A 15,166-nucleotide genomic window follows, 5' to 3' on the forward strand; every position below is an offset into this window, starting at 1 on the left:
TGGCCGACTTGAGCGTTCAGCCAAGGGCCTTGGCCATTTCCGTGGTTGCCGCCCAACCCAGCCCGGCGTAAACCGGCCTGCCCACGTCGGTGGCATGAAGCACGGCGAAGTCCAGGCCGCGCTCGGCGAACTCCGATTCGGCGAGGCGCATCAGTTTCGAGGCCAGGCCCTGACGCCGATGGGACGGCTCGACATAGACATTCAGCACGTAGCCGCGCTGTTCCTGATCGGGGTGGGCCGGATGCGGCGGCCACTCGATCGTCATCAGGCCGATCGCCGCCACCGGTTGCGCGTCGTCCAACAATACGAAGCCGTAATAGCGACCGTCCGCCAGGCGCGTCCATAGCCAGGGCCCAAAGTGCTCGGTCATGGTCTTCAGGCGGTGCGGGTCGCCACCGGCTTCCAGGAACATGGCCTGGCGATGGGCGCAGACCATGGCATGGTCGCCCGGCAACAGACGGCGCAGGGTCAGGCCGGGAAAGTCGATGGCGGTTGGCAGGTCGTTCATGGCAGTTACCTTGGGTCGAGGACCTCGATCCTAGGCGTGCACGGCGCCAGTGGTTAGATACAGATGGCCGGCAAACGCGGCATACAGCCCCTTGCCGCTCCCTGGGTTTGCGGCGATGATCCGCCGCAACCCGTTCACCGACGAGGAGGTTCCGCATGCCTGTTGCCCCGCTTTTGCGCTGCACCGACCTTGACGCTACCCGCCGTCATTACCGCGATGTGCTGCAATTTACCGTCGCCGACACCGCGCAATCGACCCTTACCGTGCAGTTGCACGACTGCAGCCTGCTGTTCACCGAGGACGACCTGTGGCGGCTGCCGCCGGGGTGTGCCGGGACCTTCTATCTGGTGGTCGAGGACGTCGACGGCTATTACGCGCAAGTCCGCGAGCTGGCGGATATCGCCTGGCCGTTGCACGACACGGAGTATGGTTCGCGGGAGTTCGGCGTGCGTGATTGCAATGGCTATTACCTGGCCTTCAGCCAGCGGCACGTCGACGTTGTGCAAACCGCACAGGTTGCCTCGTGATCCTGCGCGGCCGTGCATTGCTGGCGATATTGCTGCTTGCCGGCCCGGCCTTGGCCATGGACGGCAAGGGCAACTCGAGCGACCACTTCACCGTTGGTTCCAGCCTCGCCACCGCTGCCGTCAGTGGCTCTACCAGCCACCCTGCGCGCACTTACCAAGCCGCCCGCGACGATGCGCTGCTGTACATCGCCAGCGACGGGCGCTTGCGCGGCGCACGGTTGGAACAGGCCTTGAGCGAGTACCGCCAGCTGCATCCGGTGAGCGCGCTGAGCGACCGTGAGCTGGCCCAGGCGTTCGCCTGCCAGGGTTGATGGCTTGAGCCGCTGATCGGCCTGTCCTGGCATGCCAGGACAGGCGGCTAGACTCGTGGGCAACGAATCCCGCCAGGAGTCCGAGCATGACCGCCAAGAACAGCATTTGCCTGTGGTACGACAATGACGCCGAGGACGCGGCGAACTTCTACGCCAGCACCTTCCCCGACAGCCGGGTGACCGCCGTGCACAAGGCGCCCGCCGACTACCCCTCCGGTAAGGCAGGCGATGTGATCACGGTGGAGTTCACCGTGCTGGGCATCCCGTGCATCGGTCTCAATGGTGGCAAGGCGTTCAGCCACAGCGAGGCGTTCTCGTTCCAGGTGGCGACCGACAGCCAGGAGGAAACCGATCGCTATTGGGACGCCATCGTCGGCAACGGTGGCAGCGAGAGCGTGTGCGGCTGGTGCAAGGACAGGTGGGGGCTGTCCTGGCAGATCAGCCCGCGGGTATTGACCCAGGCGGTGGCCAGCCCCGATCGCGCCCTGGCGAAGCGGGCGTTCGAGGCGATGCTGCAGATGGGCAAGATCGACATTGCCACGATCGAGAAGGCCATCAAGGGCTGACGGCGAGGCGCCTCAATGCACGGTCTTGCGTTCCCTGACGCACGCCCGTGCCTGTTCCGTCAGGACGTCCAGTCGCTCGTCGCGCAGGCGTTCGGCGTCCAGCATCGCCGCCTCGCCCTGTTGCTTGAGCAGGTAGGCATGGATCTGCCGGACTTCGACGGTCTGGTAGATCGGCGCGATGTCCAGCCGCCCGATCAGCGCGCCGCTGGCTTGCCCGGTGCTGCTCATCAACACCTGCGGCCCGGTACAGGCGACCACCTGCAGGCCCATGTTCTCGAACCACGGTACCTGCTGGGCGAAGGTACTCAGCTCGACGCAGGCATAGCGTTCACGCACCGCGCGCAGCAGGCCAAGGGCGATGCCCTGGCGGCGGTGGCTGGGGACTACGGCGAGGTAGGCCAGGGCGCAGGCCTGCGGGTTGTCCTGGGCCGGCAGCACCAGGGCGAAGCCGAGCAACTGGTCCGGCGCCTCGGCATCCAGGGCCAGGGTCAGCTCGACGGCCAGGCCACGGGTGCCGTCCAGCGCCATCAGGTATTGGTGCACCTCCAGGCCGACTCCGTATTGGTAGAGCGGATAGAGCGGATTGTCCGGGCTGATGGCGACGCTGCTGAGCTGGCCGACATGGTCGATCACCAACTGGCGGATCTGGTTCTGGAAGGATTCGGGCGGCACGCCTTCGAGGCGGCGGAGGATGAACATCGCGGGTCGGGCTCCGGCAGGATTGAAACACCCGCCCCGGAACGAGGCGGGTGATCATTCTAGCGCAGCCCGGCCAGCATGAGGTCGAGGTTCTGCACGGCGGCGCCTGAGGCGCCCTTGCCCAGGTTGTCGAACACCGCAGTCAGCAGCACCTGGCCATGCTCGGGGTTGGCGTACAGGGCCAGGCGCAGGTCGTTGCTGTCGTTCAGCGCCTGCGGGTCCAGCGCCTGCGCCGGACCGTGCTGGTGCAGGGGCATTACCTGCACGTGGCGGGCGCCCTGGTAGTGCCGTTCCAGGCAGGCCTGCAACTGATCGGCGTCGACGCCTGGCAGCAGGCGCAGTTGCAGCGGGATACTCAGCACGATGCCTTGGCGGTAGTCGCCATAACCCGGCACGAACACCGGCCGCGCGCTCAGCCCCGCATGCTGCTGGATCTCTGGCACATGCTTGTGGGCGAGCTCCAGGCCGTACAACTGGAGGGTCGGCAGGTAGGCGTCGCTGCGCTGCTCATGCCGCTCGACGGCGGCCCGGCCGCCACCGGAGTAGCCGGAGATGGCGTGGATGCTCAGCGGGTAGTCCGCCGGCAGCAAGCCGGCCTTGACCAGGGGGTGCAGCAGGGCGATGGCGCCGGTGGGGTAGCAGCCGGGGTTGCTCACCCGGGTGGCCCGGGCGATGCGTTCGGCCTGTTGCTCGTTCAGTTCCGGCAGGCCGTAGACCCAGCCGGGCGCGGTGCGGTGCGCGGAGCTTGCGTCGATCACCCGCACCGCCGGGTTGTGCAGGGTGGCCACGGCCTCGCGGGCGGCGTCGTCGGGCAGGCAGAGCACGGCGATATCGGCGCTGTTGATCGCCTCGCTGCGCCGCGCCGGGTCCTTGCGCTCGGCTTCGGGCAGGGTGAGCAGGCGCAGGTCCTGGCGGCCGTGCAGGCGGGCATGGATCTGCAGGCCGGTGGTGCCTTGGTCGCCGTCGATGAAAACGAGGGGCTGGTGCATGTCGGTTGTCCAGTGACGAGAAGGAATGGCGGTATCCTCGTCGTTCGCTGGGCGAAATAAAATTTGAATATCATGATCACCATATTCAGAAATTCTGATTTTAAATAACGAGCCCTCTGTAGGAGCGGCCTTGTGCCGCGAAAGGGCTGCGCAGCAGCCCCGGCAATTTCGCGTCAGGCCGGTAATTCCGGGGCCGCTGCGCGCCCCTTCGCGGCGCAAGGCCGCTCCTACCCGGGGCGTGCCAGCCATCAGTACTTCATTCCTGCCGAGACCCCATGCGAGAAATCAGCCTCGACCGCCTGCGCACCCTGGTGGTGATCGCCGACCGTGCCTCCTTCGCCGACGCCGCCCGCCAGCTCAACCTGGCGCCCCCCACCATCAGCCTGCACGTGGCCGAGCTGGAGGCGCGCATCGGTGCGCCCTTGCTCACCCGCACCCGCGGCCAGGTACGCCCCACGGCCATCGGCGAGACCTTGCTGGCCCGCGCCAGGCGCCTGCTGGCCGACGCCGACCAGGCCCTGGACGAGGTGCGCCGCCAGGTCGAGGGCTTGACCGGCCGGGTGCGTCTGGGTGCTTCGACCGGCGCCATCGCGCACTTGTTACCCCAGGCCCTGGAAACGCTGCGGGTGGATCATCCGGGGATCGATGTGCAGGTTCAGGTACTTACCTCGCAGGCCTCCCTGGCGCGGCTGCGCGAGGGCACCCTGGACATCGGTCTGGTGGCGCTGCCGCAGGTCGCTGGCAAGGGCTTGCGGATCACGCCGTGGCGGCGTGACCCGATCATGGCCTATGTCCCCATCGACTGGCAGCCACCGGCACGGGTGACGCCGGCATGGCTTGGCGGACGAGCGCTGATCCTCAACGACAGCACCACGCAATTGTCGCGGGTGACGTCGGAGTGGTTCGCCGCAGCGGGGCTGTACCCCGAGCCGCGCATCGAGCTGAACTACAACGATGCGATCAAGAGCCTGGTGGCCGCGGGCTACGGCGCCACCTTGCTGCCGCAGGAAGGCGAGGTTCACCCGCCATCGCCGCGCATCGCCCGGCGGCCGTTGCGGCCGGGGTTGTGGCGTCAGTTGGGCATCGCCTGTCGCGAGGGGGATGTGGAACGGGCGACGGGGCATGTGCTGGAGGCGTTGGGAAGGTTGCGTCAGTAGCAGCCGCTCACCTTGTGGGGGCGGGCTTGCCCCGCGTTCGCGAGGCAAGCTTCAGTGTGTCATGGGTTGCGTGCACGCAACGCGGTCACCGTCTCGCCGCCTACGCCCCAATTGTCGGTGGGCACTTCCTCGATCACCACGAAGGTGCTGGCCGGCGGCTTGTTCAATACCTGCTCCAGCAGGCGGGTGGTACCTTCGATCAACTGGCGTTTGTGCTCGGCCGTGACGCCTTCATCGGTCACGCGGATATGGACATAAGGCATGTGCTTCGCTCCAGGTTCAGTGCCAGGTACCGGCGGTGCTGCCACCGTCGACAGGGAGGATGACGCCGCTGACGAAACGGGCATCGGTCAGGTACAGCACGGCGTCCACCACATCCTCGGGCTTGCCCGTGCGCCCGCTTGGCGACAGCGCGCCGAGCCCTTCGGTGTGGCCGCTGTGCAGCGGCGTGTCGATGATGCCGGGGGCCACGGCGTTAACCTGCACGCCGCTCGCTGCCAGCTCCAGGGCCAGGCCCTTGACCGCCTGGTTCAGCCCGCCCTTGACCAGCACCGGCAGCAGCGCCGGGACGCGGGTGTCCGGTTGCAGGGCCACCGAGGCGGTGATGGCGACGATATGCCCGTGGCCCTGGGCCTTCATGATTTTCGCCGCGGCCTGGGCGGGGTAGAAGAAGCCCTTGAGGTTGGTGCCGACCAGCGCGTCGACGTCGGCCTCGGTGTAGTCGGTCACCGGCTTGGGAATGAAGATGCCGGCGTTGTTGACCAGGATATCGACCTGGCCGAAGGCCTCCAGGGCGGTGGCAAACAGCCGTTCGGCGGTGGTTTTCTCGGCGATGTCGCCCGCCACGCCGATAAAGGCGGCCGGATTGCCCAGACGAGCTGCGCCTTCGTCGAGGCGAGCCTGGGTGCGGGCGTTGCCGACCACGTTATCGCCACGCTTGAGGTAGGCCTGGGCCAGGGCGAAGCCCAGGCCGCTGGAGGCGCCGGTGATGATGACGGTTCTTGCCTTGCTCATGGGAGGATCTCCGGTGGTGCGAGCCGTTGCTCGGGTGTGCAGCCACTTTAAGTTGCTATCTCAACTTGAAAAATGAGGCACAGGGCATTTCAATCGATACATCATGTAATCAATAGAGCTCGCCATGACCCGCCATTTCGATGACCTGCAACTGGGCAGCCTGGAGTTGTTCTGCCTTGCCGCCGATGCCGGCAGCTTTACCGAGGCGGCCACCTTGGCAGGGGTCACGCCCGCAGCGGTGAGCCGCTCGGTGGCGCGCCTGGAGGAGCGCCTGGGCGTTCGCCTTTTCGTGCGCACCACCCGGCAGATGCGCCTGAGCGAGGCCGGCCAGGCCTATTACCAGCACTGTCGCCAGGCGCTGGGCCAACTGGTCGAGGCCGAGCGCCAGGTCACCGGTGGCCAGCTCGAGCCCGCGGGTCGCCTGCGTATCAGCGCGCCAACGCCCTACGCCCATCACCGCCTGTTGCCACTGCTGCCGCGTTTTCGCCAGCGCTATCCAGGGGTACAGGTGGATGTGCATGTCAGCAACCGCAACGTCGATTTCGCCGAGGAGCACTTCGACCTGGCGATCCGTGGCCGCGCGCCCGCCGATTCGCGGTTGGTGGCCCGGCGCCTGGAGGACGCCGAGCTGGTGGTGGTCGCCACCCCCGGCTATCTGGCCCGTGCCGGTACGCCACGGACCCTGGAGGACCTGGCCGGGCATGAGTGCATCCAGTTCGAGCTGCCCAGCAGTGGCAGGCGACCGCCCTGGAGCTTTCGCCGTGACGGGCTGCTGGTCGAGCTCGAGACCCAGGGTGCGCTCACTTGCCTGGGCGATTTCCTCGCCACCACGACCCTGGTGCGCCACGGTGGCGGCTTGATGCAGGCCTACCGCTTCACCGTGCAGGAGGCGCTGGACAGCGGCGAGCTGGTGGAAGTGCTGGCCGAACAAGGCGGGACGTCGCGGCCGTTCTTGCTGGTGTATCCGCAGGCCCGGCACATGCCGTTGAAGGTGCGGGTGTTCATCGACTTCCTGGTCGGCGAGGTTGCACGACCGTTGGGCTGAAGTCCCGTCGGGCAGGCACTGGCGGACTAAGCTCTGAGCTGCGTCGATTTCCCAGGAGAACACGCCATGAAATCCATGACACTGCTAGCGATCACCTGTGTACTGAGTTTCGCCGCCTACGCCGAGGATGGTCCGGCGACCAATTGCGATGCCAAGATCAATGATCTGGAGAGCATCAGCAAGACCGATGGCCAGGCCTTGCACGGCGGCATGGCCCATGACTATCACGAGCTGCTCAAGCAGGCCAAGGACGCACGGGACAAAGGTGACATGGCCAAGTGCCAAGCCTCGGCCGACCGCGCCAAGACCATCTACAACAAGGCGCGGGGAAAGTAACGGTCTATGATTGCGCGGCCAGCTCCCACAGGTGCTACTCCAACCTGTAGGAGCGGCCTTGTGCCGCGAAAGGGCCGCAAAGCGGCCCCGGCGATCTTTGCAAAAACGCTGAAATCCTGGGGCTGCTTCGCGGCCCTTTCGCGGCACAAGGCCGCTCCTACAGAGATCGCGCCAGTTGAATAAACTTAGCAAGACAGTTTCTCCCACAGGTAATGCGGTTGGGCCCTCAGGCGCGCTGGTGTAAGCTCTGGCGGACCTTTCCACGAGACCGCCGCATGACCTCGCCCAGCCCGCGCCTTGACAGCCTGCTCACCGGCTGCGCCCGGCCGTTCACCCGCCCGGGTTCGCACAGCGCCATCGACAAGCAGCCTCGCCAAGGCCCTCTGGCAGTCACCTTCCTCGGTATCGCCGGCGACGAACAGGGCGATCTGCGCGTACACGGTGGTGTCGAGAAGGCCATCCACCATTACCCCCGCGATCACTATCCCGACTGGACCGCCGAACTGGGCGAGCACCCCTTGCTGACGCGCCCTGGCGCCTTCGGCGAAAATTTCAGCAGCACCGGCTGGCGCGAGGCTGATGTCTGCCTGGGCGACCGGATCCGCGTCGGCACGGCGTTGCTGGAAATCTCCCAGGGGCGCATGCCGTGCTGGAAGCTCAACGACCGCTTCGACGTGGCGCAGATGGCGTTGCGGGTGCAGCAGAGCGGGCGTACCGGCTGGTACTACCGGGTGCTGGAGGAGGGTGTGATCGAGGCGGGCGATGCCCTGCAACTGGTCGAGCGCCCGCACGGCGACTGGTCGGTGGCGCGGCTCTCGGCAGTGCTGTTCGACAAGCGACTGGAGCCCGACCTGTTGCGCGAGTGCCTGGCGCTGCCGCTGGTGCCGAACTGGCGGCGCACCCTGGAAAAACGCCTGGAGCAACACCAGGTCGAGGACTGGACCTCGCGCCTGCAGGGCCGCAGCGAAGGCTGAGCGGCGTCGCGTACAACGTTATCAATACAAGGAAAGCCCCATGGCCTTCGAACTGGATGATCGGCTGGTCATCGGTGTCGCCTCCAGCGCGGTGTTCGACCTCAGCGAGTCGGACGCGGTGTTCCGTCGAGAGGGCGAGGCGCAGTACCGCAAATACCAGGAGCAGCACCTGGACGTGCCGTTGGGAAAAGGCATTGCCTATCCCTTCATCAAGCGTCTGCTGGCCCTCAACGACCTGCGTGGCGATCCCGAGGATCCGCTGGTGGAGGTGGTGCTGCTGTCGCAGAACGACCCGGACACCGGCATGCGGGTGATGAAGACCATCGGCCATTACGGCCTGAACATGACCCGGGCGATCTTCACCCAGGGCCGCTCGCCGTACGAGTACATCCCGGCGTTGAACATCGCCCTGTTCCTCTCCGCCGACAAGCAGCACGTCGATGCGGCAATCAAGGCCGGCTATCCGGCAGGGCAGGTGCTGGACTCGAAGTTCGATGATGACGAGAGCGACGACAACCTGCGCATCGCCTTCGACTTCGACGGCGTGCTGGCCGGGGACGAGTCGGAGGCGGTGATGCAATCAGGCGGGCTGGACAGTTTCCACGCCCATGAAGTGATCAACGTCACCCAGCCGCACAACCCTGGCCCGCTCAAGGAGTTCTTCGTGCGTATCGCCCGTATCCAGGCGGCCGAGGAGCAGCACAAGCTGGCCCATCCCGGCTACGAGAACCGTCTGCGGGTATCGATCGTCACGGCGCGCAACGCGCCCTCCCATGAACGGGCGCTCAACACCCTGAAAAGCTGGGGGGTGATGGCCAACGACGCGTTCTTCCTCGGCGGCATCGAGAAGCGACGGGTGCTTCAGGTGCTCAAGCCGCACATCTTCTTCGACGACCAGTCGGGGCATCTGAAGAGCACCAGCACCGTGGCGCCGTCGGTGCATATTCCGTTCGGGGTGACCAACCGGGCGCGCTGAGCAGGCAGGGGCCGCATGACGGCCCCGGGTTTCTTGCGCTCAGTGATCCGCCAACCCGTCATCCTGCGACAGTAGCGCCCGGGCCAGCTCCTCGTCACTGGCCTGCAGCCCGGGATTGGCCTGGCGTACCTGGGCCAGCGCCGACTCCAGGTAAGCCCCGCGAATGGCACCACCACTGGCGACGAAGGCCGACAGTTCGTCACGGGCCGGAATGATCCGTTTGTCGTCCTTGAAGGTCGAGTACAGCGATGCGGAGATCCCCGCCGAGGTGGCGACATCCCCGGCATCGACGCGGGCCAGGGCGGCGCCGGCGGGGAGCAGGAGCAGCAGTGAGGGAACGAGCAGTAAATGGCGCATGGCGAGTCCTCCGGAAAGGTGATGCCCTAGGGAGTTACTGCATGATGTTAAGAGCGCAAAGGGTCGCCGGGAGTTCCACTGTGACGCCAAGGCAAACGGCTGTAGCGTTCACAGCTGTTGCAGGATTAGGATCTGGTCATTCTGCTGACCTGCATTGATCAAGGGAACCTGACACTCATGGCCGAATACACGCTCCACTGCTTCGCCGAATCCGGCAACGCCTACAAGGTCGCGCTGATGCTGGAACTCACCGGTCAGGACTGGGCACCGGTGTTCGTCGATTTCTTCCACGGTCAGACCCGTGGCCAGGACTGGCGTGATGCGGTCAATGAACAGGGCGAGGTGCCCGTGCTGGAACATGCCGGCGAGAAGCTCACCCAGTCGGCGCTGATCCTCGACTACCTGGCCGAGCGCACCGGCCGCTTTGGCCCGCGCGACGAGCATGAGAAGCGCGAGATCTGGCGCTGGATGCTGTTCGACAACCACAAGTTCACCAGCTATTACGCGGCCTTGCGTTTCATCTACTGCCTGAAGAACTTGGGTGAGTCGGATGTCACCCGCTTCTTGCGCGAGCGGGCCAGGGCGGCCTACCAGATCGTCGATGCGCACCTGGCAGACACGCCATTCATGGTGGGCGGGCGCCTGACCATCGCCGACCTGTCCCTGGCGGGATATGTGTACATGCCCGAAGACACGGGGTTGGCGCTGGACGAGTTCCGCCATATCGAAGCCTGGAAGGCACGGATACAGGCGGTTGCGGGCTGGAAACACCCCTACGACCTGATGCCGCGAGCTGCCGGCTGAGGCAGCCCGGCACGTTCTGGAACAGGCGTGACGACGTACCGCAGCACGGATCCCGACAGTGCACGTGGCGATCGGTCATTTCTCGTGCACACTGTGTAAGGCCACGTTGTCAGTGGCGTAATCCATAGCGCGAGGAACGCAATGAGCGGACGTTGTCTGGGCCTGTCTGTGATGTTGTCGTTCGCCCTGGCGATGGTGCCCAGGATCACCGTCGCCGCTGATGCCTGTCAGCACCTCACCGCCACTGGCAATCCGGAGTATCCCCCTTACCTCTGGCGAGACCCGCAGGACCCCGAGCGCCTGATCGGCGCCAATGCCGACCTGCTCAAGCAGGTGGCCAAGGAACTCGGCCTGGTGGTGGACGTGGTGTATGTCGGACCCTGGTCCAGGGCCCAGGAAGAGGTGAGCAGCGGGCGCGTCGACATGCTCGCCGGGTATTTCCGCACCCAGGCGCGAGAGCTGCTGGTGGACTTCGTCAGCCCGCCGTTCCTGTTCAACTCCAGTGTGGTCTGGGTGCGCAAGGGGGAGGGTTTCGCCTATAGCGACTGGTCCGACCTCAAGGGGCGACGTGGCGGAACGCTGGTCAACAACAGCCACGGCCAGGCCTTCGACGACTACGCCCGGGCGCAGCTCAACCTCGAGGCCGTGCCCAGCGTCACCCAGGCTTTCCAGAAGCTGCTGCTCAAACGCAGCGATTATGTGATCTTCGAACACTATCCCGGGCTGGCCCTGGCTCGCACGCTGGGTAAGGAGCAGGCGCTCGAGGTGCTTGAACCACCAGTCTCCAGCGAAGGGTTGTACCTGGCGTTGTCACACAAGTCCGGCTGCAACAAGCCGGTGCTGCGCGAGCAGCTGGCGCGCAAGATGAAGGCGTTGGTTGCAGGCCCGCTGCCCGAACAACTGGTGGTCGAGAACCTGCAACGCTGGCAACGCCAGCAGGCGGGCCAATAGGCTTTTGCGTCATTTGCGCAGGTGCCGTCCAATGCCTTTGATCTAAGGCGCGGTAATCGGTGGCCTATGCTGTTGCGGCGAATCACATCCCTGTTTCCCTAGCGAAGGTGTTCATCCATGAGCAAGCCAACGGTCGTATTGGTACACGGTTTCTGGGGTGGTGCCGCCCATTGGGGGAAGGTGATCGTCGAACTGGCGCGCAAGGGCATCAAGGATGTCCGCGCCGTGGAGTTGCCGTTGACCTCCCTGGCGGACGACGCCGAGCGCACGCGCAAGATGGTGGCGCAGGTTGGCGGGCCGGTACTGCTGGTCGGGCATTCCTATGGAGGGGCGGTGATCACCCAGGCGGGCAACCAGGACAATGTGACGGGGCTGGTCTACATCGCGGCCTTCGCACCCGATGCGGGCGAGAGCCCAGGCGCACTGACCCAGCAGCATCCACCGCTGGCGGCAGCGAACCTGGCGCCGGACAGCGACGGCTACCTGTGGATCAAGACCGACAAGTTCCACGAGAGCTTCTGCCAGGACCTGTCGGCGGACGAGGCGCTGGTCATGGCGGTGACGCAGAAGGCGCCGCTGGCGAGCACCTTTGGCGATTCGATCGTTGATCCTGCGTGGAAGCACAAACCGTCGTGGTACCAGGTCTCCAGCCAGGATCACATGATCGCGCCGGCCAACCAGCAGATGATGTCGGCGCGGTTGAAGGCACGCAAGGTCATCACCCTGGATGCCAGTCACGCGTCGCTGGCCTCGCGGGCCAAGGAGGTCGCCGCGCTGATCGAGGAGGCGTTGGGCTAGCTCAGCCCTTGCACTTGGCCACGACGACCTGGCAGGTGTGCGGCGTGCCGCCCGACCTGCCGGCGTAGCGCACGCAGCTGGCCAGTGACTTCTTGCTGGCCATGGCGAGGGTGGGGCCGAAGGCCAGGCCACCTTCACCGCTGCTGGGCAGGGCCTTGGCGTAGCAGGCGGAACCTTGTGCTGCGTAGCGGGTGGTGGCGTGTTTGTTCGAACAGCCGGCAGTCAGCGACAGTGCGAGGGCAAGCAGGGCGAGCAGCACTGCCTGCCTGGGGCGGGTGGCCATGGCGAGCTCCTGGGGCGGCGTGGTTTCTGGGTGTTGGCCTGTTGAGATTAGCTGGAGTCGCTTCGCTTGGCGTGGGTTTCGTCGTGACGCTATCGCGGGGCAAGCCCGCTCCCACGCTATCTAGCAAGTCATTCAGGCATGTTCCACAGCGTGGGAGCGGGCTTGCCCCGCGATGAGACCCGAGACGACCAATGGCAATATGCCTTCAATTACTGGGCGATGCGCTCTAGCCCAGTCCCTGCGGTGCCTGGCACCGATCATTGGATCCATTCAGACCCGCGAAAACCCCGTGCGTTTCGCCAAAGCTTGAGTACAATTATCGGCTTTTCCCGGGCCGTCCCTCGGCCTGTTCCTGGAAGTGCGAATGCTGATCGGTAGTTACTCCTCCTCGCTGGTGTTGATTTCGCTGTGCGTGGCCATCCTTGCCTCCTATACGGCCCTGGACCTTACCGGGCGCATCGCCACGGCCAAGGGGCGGGCGGTGTACCTGTGGATGGGTGGCGGGGCGTTCGCCATGGGCATCGGCATCTGGTCGATGCACTTCATCGGCATGCTGGCGTTCAGCTTGCCGATCGAGCTGGGCTACGACACCACCCTGACGGCCTTGTCGCTGCTGATCGCGGTGGCCTCCTCGGGCTTTGCCCTGTGGCTGGTGAGCCAGCCGAAGCTGCCGTGGCTGCAGTTGGCGTTCGGCGCCTTGATCATGGGCACCGGCATCGCCTGCATGCACTACATGGGCATGGCCGCGCTGCGCATGCAGCCGGGCATCGACTACGACCCGACGCTGTTCGGCGCGTCGCTGGCCATCGCCGTGGGGGCGTCGGCGGCGGCGCTGTGGATCGCCTTCCGTCTGCGCCAGCACACCCCCTATGTGCGCCAGATTCGCGGTGTTGCGGCGGTGGTGATGGGCATCGCCATCGTCGGCATGCACTACACCGGCATGGCCGCGGCCAACTTCCCGGCGGGCAGCTTCTGCGGCGCGCTGACCACGGGCCTGGCCGGCGATGGCCTGGACTACCTGGTGCTGATCACTACCTTGGCGGTGCTGGCGGTGGCCCTGCTGACCTCGGTGCTGGACGCCCGCCTGGAGGCGCGCACGGCGGAGCTGGCACGTTCGCTGACCCTGGCCAACCAGGAACTGACCCAGCTGGCCCTGCACGACACCCTGACCGGGCTGCCCAACCGCACGCTGCTGGCCGACCGTATCGACCAGGCCATGGGCCGGGTGGCGGAGCAGGGCGGCTGCTTCGCCCTGATGTTCATCGACCTGGACGGCTTCAAGCCGGTCAACGACGCCTTCGGCCACCATGTCGGCGACCTGTTGCTCAAGGCCGTGGCGGCCCGCCTGCGCGGCCATCTGCACAGCCAGGACACCCTGGCGCGGATCGGCGGCGACGAGTTCGTGCTGCTGGTGGAGCTGGACGAGCCGGACGACGCCATGAACGTCGCGGTCAAGCAGGTCAACCTGATGGCCAGGCCGTTCCGCGTGGCCGAGCACGACCTGCAACTGTCGGCAAGCCTGGGTATCGTGCTGTACCCGGGCAACGGCCTGGACCAGCACGAGCTGCTGCGCAACGCCGACGCGGCCATGTATCACGCCAAGAGCGCCGGCAAGAACGGCTACAGCTTCTTCGACGCCTCGATGAACAGCAACGCGCGCCAGCAACTGCAATTGCTGCAGGACTTGCGCACGGCCCTGGAGCACAACCAGTTCCGCCTGCACTACCAACCCAAGTTCGACGCCGTGCAGCGCCAGCCCATCGGCGCCGAGGCCCTGCTGCGCTGGGAACATCCGCAACATGGCCTGATGCTGCCGGACCGCTTCATCGGCCTGGCCGAGAAGACCGGCCTGATCATTCCGATCGGCGAGTGGGTACTGGGCGAAGCCTGCCGACAAATGCGCCAGTGGCTCGATGAGGGCAACGACGACTGGCGCATCGCGGTCAACCTGTCGGCCATCCAGTTCTGCCATGCCGGGCTGGTCGACAGCGTGGCCCAGGCGCTGAACGAGAACGGCCTGCCGGCCAACCGCCTGACCCTGGAAATCACCGAGACCACCGCCATGCGCGATGCCGACGCCAGCCTGCATGTGCTGCAGCGCCTGTCGGACATGGGCGTGGACCTGTCCATCGACGATTTCGGCACCGGCTACTCCAGCTTGATGTACCTCAAGCGCCTGCCGGCCAACGAGCTGAAGATCGACCGCGGCTTCGTGCGCGATCTGGAGCAGGACAGCGACGACGCGGCGATCGTCTCGGCCATCGTCGCCCTGGGCCAGGCGCTGGGCTTGCGGATTGTCGCCGAAGGGGTGGAAACCGACCGCCAGCAGGACTTCCTGACCCGCCTGGGTTGCGACTCGCTGCAGGGCTACCTGCTTGGCCAGCCGGTGCCGCCCGAGCAGTTCATGAAGGGATTGCAGGTGTTAAAGGCGCGCCAGGAACAGTTGGGCTAGACGACGCTACGCAGGCGGCCGGCCAGCAGGTCGAAGGTCTCCATCTCGGCCTCCACCGCCTCGATGATCCGCTCGACATCGGCGGCGGGCATGATGGTGGCGCAGGGAATGCCGGCGATCGCCAGCAGGGTTTCGCCAGTGGCCCGGTCGAACAGCCGGGCGACCATGCTGCGCGGGGCATCCATGCTGGCCTCGAAGCCCAGCGGATGGAAATGCCAGCGCATCACCTGGCAGGCGTTGGGGAACGTCATCTTGTTCATGCCAGCCTCCTTGTTCGTGTCCTGAACGCGGTGATTCCGTAGCAGTAGCACTGTGGCCGTCCTAGCCTGTCGGGACTGTAACCATAGCACCTGCCATGGCAGCAATCGCCAGAAAATATGGCAGATGTACTAATGCATGACGGCGGTCACAGTCCTGTC

Annotated in this window: 20 protein-coding genes; 12 read left to right on the forward strand and 8 right to left on the reverse strand. The window is 65.8% G+C overall.

The window, feature by feature from the left end:
• Positions 1-16: 16 nt before the first annotated feature.
• Complete coding sequence (locus tag K2O50_RS12115) at positions 17-508, reverse strand: GNAT family N-acetyltransferase (RefSeq protein WP_050705969.1); 492 nt, start codon at positions 506-508, stop codon at positions 17-19.
• Between the two features lie 155 nt (positions 509-663).
• On the opposite strand from K2O50_RS12115, the gene K2O50_RS12120 reads away from it, so the two are divergent.
• The 3 genes from K2O50_RS12120 (at position 664) to K2O50_RS12130 (ending at position 1,912) form a co-directional block, all read left to right on the forward strand.
• Positions 664-1,035 carry a VOC family protein gene (locus tag K2O50_RS12120; protein ID WP_050705968.1) on the forward strand — a complete coding sequence of 124 codons (372 nt, stop codon included), beginning with the start codon at positions 664-666 and terminating at the stop codon, positions 1,033-1,035.
• Positions 1,032-1,346 (forward strand): DUF2388 domain-containing protein, encoded by a 315-nt coding sequence (locus K2O50_RS12125; protein WP_052895938.1) that lies wholly within the window; start codon positions 1,032-1,034, stop codon positions 1,344-1,346. The genes K2O50_RS12120 and K2O50_RS12125 overlap by 4 nt, the downstream gene beginning before the upstream one ends.
• 86 nt (positions 1,347-1,432) lie before the next feature.
• Positions 1,433-1,912, forward strand: coding sequence for a VOC family protein (locus K2O50_RS12130; protein WP_050705967.1), 480 nt, complete (start codon positions 1,433-1,435; stop codon positions 1,910-1,912).
• 12 nt (positions 1,913-1,924) lie between these two features.
• Here K2O50_RS12130 and K2O50_RS12135 read toward each other — a convergent pair whose 3' ends face one another.
• Positions 1,925-2,611, reverse strand: coding sequence for a GNAT family N-acetyltransferase (locus K2O50_RS12135; protein ID WP_050705966.1), 687 nt, complete (start codon positions 2,609-2,611; stop codon positions 1,925-1,927).
• A 59-nt stretch (positions 2,612-2,670) separates the two neighbouring features.
• On the reverse strand, positions 2,671-3,600 hold the full coding sequence (gene argC / locus K2O50_RS12140; protein WP_050705965.1) for an N-acetyl-gamma-glutamyl-phosphate reductase: 930 nt from the start codon (positions 3,598-3,600) through the stop codon (positions 2,671-2,673).
• Positions 3,601-3,875: 275 nt separating this feature from the next.
• Here argC and K2O50_RS12145 point away from each other — a divergent pair, with 275 nt between their 5' ends.
• Positions 3,876-4,757, forward strand: a complete 882-nt coding sequence (locus K2O50_RS12145) for a LysR family transcriptional regulator (protein WP_050705964.1) — start codon at positions 3,876-3,878, stop codon at positions 4,755-4,757.
• 59 nt (positions 4,758-4,816) lie between these two features.
• On the opposite strand, the gene K2O50_RS12150 is transcribed toward K2O50_RS12145, so the two are convergent.
• Entirely contained in the window at positions 4,817-5,020 is a 204-nt protein-coding gene (locus K2O50_RS12150) for a 4-oxalocrotonate tautomerase family protein (protein ID WP_050705963.1), read from the reverse strand.
• A 16-nt stretch (positions 5,021-5,036) separates the two neighbouring features.
• Complete coding sequence (locus tag K2O50_RS12155) at positions 5,037-5,771, reverse strand: SDR family NAD(P)-dependent oxidoreductase (RefSeq protein ID WP_050705962.1); 735 nt, start codon at positions 5,769-5,771, stop codon at positions 5,037-5,039.
• Between the two features lie 124 nt (positions 5,772-5,895).
• On the opposite strand from K2O50_RS12155, the gene K2O50_RS12160 reads away from it, so the two are divergent.
• The 4 genes from K2O50_RS12160 to K2O50_RS12175 all read left to right on the forward strand — a co-directional run bounded on the left by K2O50_RS12160 (position 5,896) and on the right by K2O50_RS12175 (position 9,102).
• The gene (locus K2O50_RS12160) at positions 5,896-6,816 is read left to right on the forward strand and encodes a LysR family transcriptional regulator (protein WP_050705961.1); all 921 of its coding nucleotides are present in this window, start codon (positions 5,896-5,898) and stop codon (positions 6,814-6,816) included.
• Between the two features lie 66 nt (positions 6,817-6,882).
• Positions 6,883-7,152 carry a hypothetical protein gene (locus tag K2O50_RS12165; RefSeq protein ID WP_050705960.1) on the forward strand — a complete coding sequence of 90 codons (270 nt, stop codon included), beginning with the start codon at positions 6,883-6,885 and terminating at the stop codon, positions 7,150-7,152.
• A 275-nt stretch (positions 7,153-7,427) separates the two neighbouring features.
• Positions 7,428-8,126, forward strand: coding sequence for an MOSC domain-containing protein (locus tag K2O50_RS12170; protein ID WP_050705959.1), 699 nt, complete (start codon positions 7,428-7,430; stop codon positions 8,124-8,126).
• A gap of 40 nt (positions 8,127-8,166) precedes the next feature.
• Entirely contained in the window at positions 8,167-9,102 is a 936-nt protein-coding gene (locus tag K2O50_RS12175; protein WP_050705958.1) for a 5'-nucleotidase, read from the forward strand.
• A 39-nt stretch (positions 9,103-9,141) separates the two neighbouring features.
• Here the strand turns inward: K2O50_RS12175 and K2O50_RS12180 are convergent, their stop codons facing one another.
• On the reverse strand, positions 9,142-9,459 hold the full coding sequence (locus K2O50_RS12180; RefSeq protein ID WP_050705957.1) for a DUF2388 domain-containing protein: 318 nt from the start codon (positions 9,457-9,459) through the stop codon (positions 9,142-9,144).
• 177 nt (positions 9,460-9,636) lie between these two features.
• Between K2O50_RS12180 and K2O50_RS12185 the strand changes: the two genes are divergently transcribed.
• The 3 genes from K2O50_RS12185 to K2O50_RS12195 all read left to right on the forward strand — a co-directional run bounded on the left by K2O50_RS12185 (position 9,637) and on the right by K2O50_RS12195 (position 12,012).
• Positions 9,637-10,263 carry a glutathione S-transferase family protein gene (locus tag K2O50_RS12185; RefSeq protein WP_050705956.1) on the forward strand — a complete coding sequence of 209 codons (627 nt, stop codon included), beginning with the start codon at positions 9,637-9,639 and terminating at the stop codon, positions 10,261-10,263.
• A 141-nt stretch (positions 10,264-10,404) separates the two neighbouring features.
• Complete coding sequence (locus K2O50_RS12190; RefSeq protein WP_050705955.1) at positions 10,405-11,214, forward strand: ABC transporter substrate-binding protein; 810 nt, start codon at positions 10,405-10,407, stop codon at positions 11,212-11,214.
• Between the two features lie 117 nt (positions 11,215-11,331).
• Complete coding sequence (locus K2O50_RS12195; RefSeq protein WP_050705954.1) at positions 11,332-12,012, forward strand: alpha/beta hydrolase; 681 nt, start codon at positions 11,332-11,334, stop codon at positions 12,010-12,012.
• A gap of 1 nt (position 12,013) precedes the next feature.
• Here the strand turns inward: K2O50_RS12195 and K2O50_RS12200 are convergent, their stop codons facing one another.
• Positions 12,014-12,295, reverse strand: coding sequence for a hypothetical protein (locus K2O50_RS12200; RefSeq protein ID WP_050705953.1), 282 nt, complete (start codon positions 12,293-12,295; stop codon positions 12,014-12,016).
• Positions 12,296-12,659: 364 nt separating this feature from the next.
• Here K2O50_RS12200 and K2O50_RS12205 point away from each other — a divergent pair, with 364 nt between their 5' ends.
• Complete coding sequence (locus tag K2O50_RS12205) at positions 12,660-14,747, forward strand: bifunctional diguanylate cyclase/phosphodiesterase (protein ID WP_050705952.1); 2,088 nt, start codon at positions 12,660-12,662, stop codon at positions 14,745-14,747.
• Here K2O50_RS12205 and K2O50_RS12210 read toward each other — a convergent pair.
• Positions 14,744-15,007: a DUF1652 domain-containing protein gene (locus K2O50_RS12210; RefSeq protein ID WP_050705951.1), complete on the reverse strand. Its 264-nt coding sequence runs from the start codon at positions 15,005-15,007 to the stop codon at positions 14,744-14,746. The genes K2O50_RS12205 and K2O50_RS12210 overlap by 4 nt on opposite strands.
• Positions 15,008-15,166 lie beyond the last annotated feature (159 nt).

Source organism: Pseudomonas sp. 2hn (assembly GCF_019646095.1).
Taxonomy (GTDB): domain Bacteria; phylum Pseudomonadota; class Gammaproteobacteria; order Pseudomonadales; family Pseudomonadaceae; genus Aquipseudomonas; species Aquipseudomonas peradeniyensis.

Excerpts from the sequence above, each read along its gene's own strand:
- K2O50_RS12115 (WP_050705969.1), bottom strand. The coding sequence starts at position 508 with ATGAACGACCTGCCAACCGCCATCGACTTTCCCGGCCTGACCCTGCGC.
- K2O50_RS12120 (WP_050705968.1), top strand. The coding sequence starts at position 664 with ATGCCTGTTGCCCCGCTTTTGCGCTGCACCGACCTTGACGCTACCCGC.
- K2O50_RS12130 (WP_050705967.1), top strand. The coding sequence starts at position 1,433 with ATGACCGCCAAGAACAGCATTTGCCTGTGGTACGACAATGACGCCGAG.
- K2O50_RS12135 (WP_050705966.1), bottom strand. The coding sequence starts at position 2,611 with ATGTTCATCCTCCGCCGCCTCGAAGGCGTGCCGCCCGAATCCTTCCAG.
- argC (WP_050705965.1), bottom strand. The coding sequence starts at position 3,600 with ATGCACCAGCCCCTCGTTTTCATCGACGGCGACCAAGGCACCACCGGC.
- K2O50_RS12145 (WP_050705964.1), top strand. The coding sequence starts at position 3,876 with ATGCGAGAAATCAGCCTCGACCGCCTGCGCACCCTGGTGGTGATCGCC.
- K2O50_RS12150 (WP_050705963.1), bottom strand. The coding sequence starts at position 5,020 with ATGCCTTATGTCCATATCCGCGTGACCGATGAAGGCGTCACGGCCGAG.
- K2O50_RS12155 (WP_050705962.1), bottom strand. The coding sequence starts at position 5,771 with ATGAGCAAGGCAAGAACCGTCATCATCACCGGCGCCTCCAGCGGCCTG.
- K2O50_RS12160 (WP_050705961.1), top strand. The coding sequence starts at position 5,896 with ATGACCCGCCATTTCGATGACCTGCAACTGGGCAGCCTGGAGTTGTTC.
- K2O50_RS12165 (WP_050705960.1), top strand. The coding sequence starts at position 6,883 with ATGAAATCCATGACACTGCTAGCGATCACCTGTGTACTGAGTTTCGCC.
- K2O50_RS12170 (WP_050705959.1), top strand. The coding sequence starts at position 7,428 with ATGACCTCGCCCAGCCCGCGCCTTGACAGCCTGCTCACCGGCTGCGCC.
- K2O50_RS12175 (WP_050705958.1), top strand. The coding sequence starts at position 8,167 with ATGGCCTTCGAACTGGATGATCGGCTGGTCATCGGTGTCGCCTCCAGC.
- K2O50_RS12180 (WP_050705957.1), bottom strand. The coding sequence starts at position 9,459 with ATGCGCCATTTACTGCTCGTTCCCTCACTGCTGCTCCTGCTCCCCGCC.
- K2O50_RS12185 (WP_050705956.1), top strand. The coding sequence starts at position 9,637 with ATGGCCGAATACACGCTCCACTGCTTCGCCGAATCCGGCAACGCCTAC.
- K2O50_RS12190 (WP_050705955.1), top strand. The coding sequence starts at position 10,405 with ATGAGCGGACGTTGTCTGGGCCTGTCTGTGATGTTGTCGTTCGCCCTG.
- K2O50_RS12195 (WP_050705954.1), top strand. The coding sequence starts at position 11,332 with ATGAGCAAGCCAACGGTCGTATTGGTACACGGTTTCTGGGGTGGTGCC.
- K2O50_RS12200 (WP_050705953.1), bottom strand. The coding sequence starts at position 12,295 with ATGGCCACCCGCCCCAGGCAGGCAGTGCTGCTCGCCCTGCTTGCCCTC.
- K2O50_RS12205 (WP_050705952.1), top strand. The coding sequence starts at position 12,660 with ATGCTGATCGGTAGTTACTCCTCCTCGCTGGTGTTGATTTCGCTGTGC.
- K2O50_RS12210 (WP_050705951.1), bottom strand. The coding sequence starts at position 15,007 with ATGAACAAGATGACGTTCCCCAACGCCTGCCAGGTGATGCGCTGGCAT.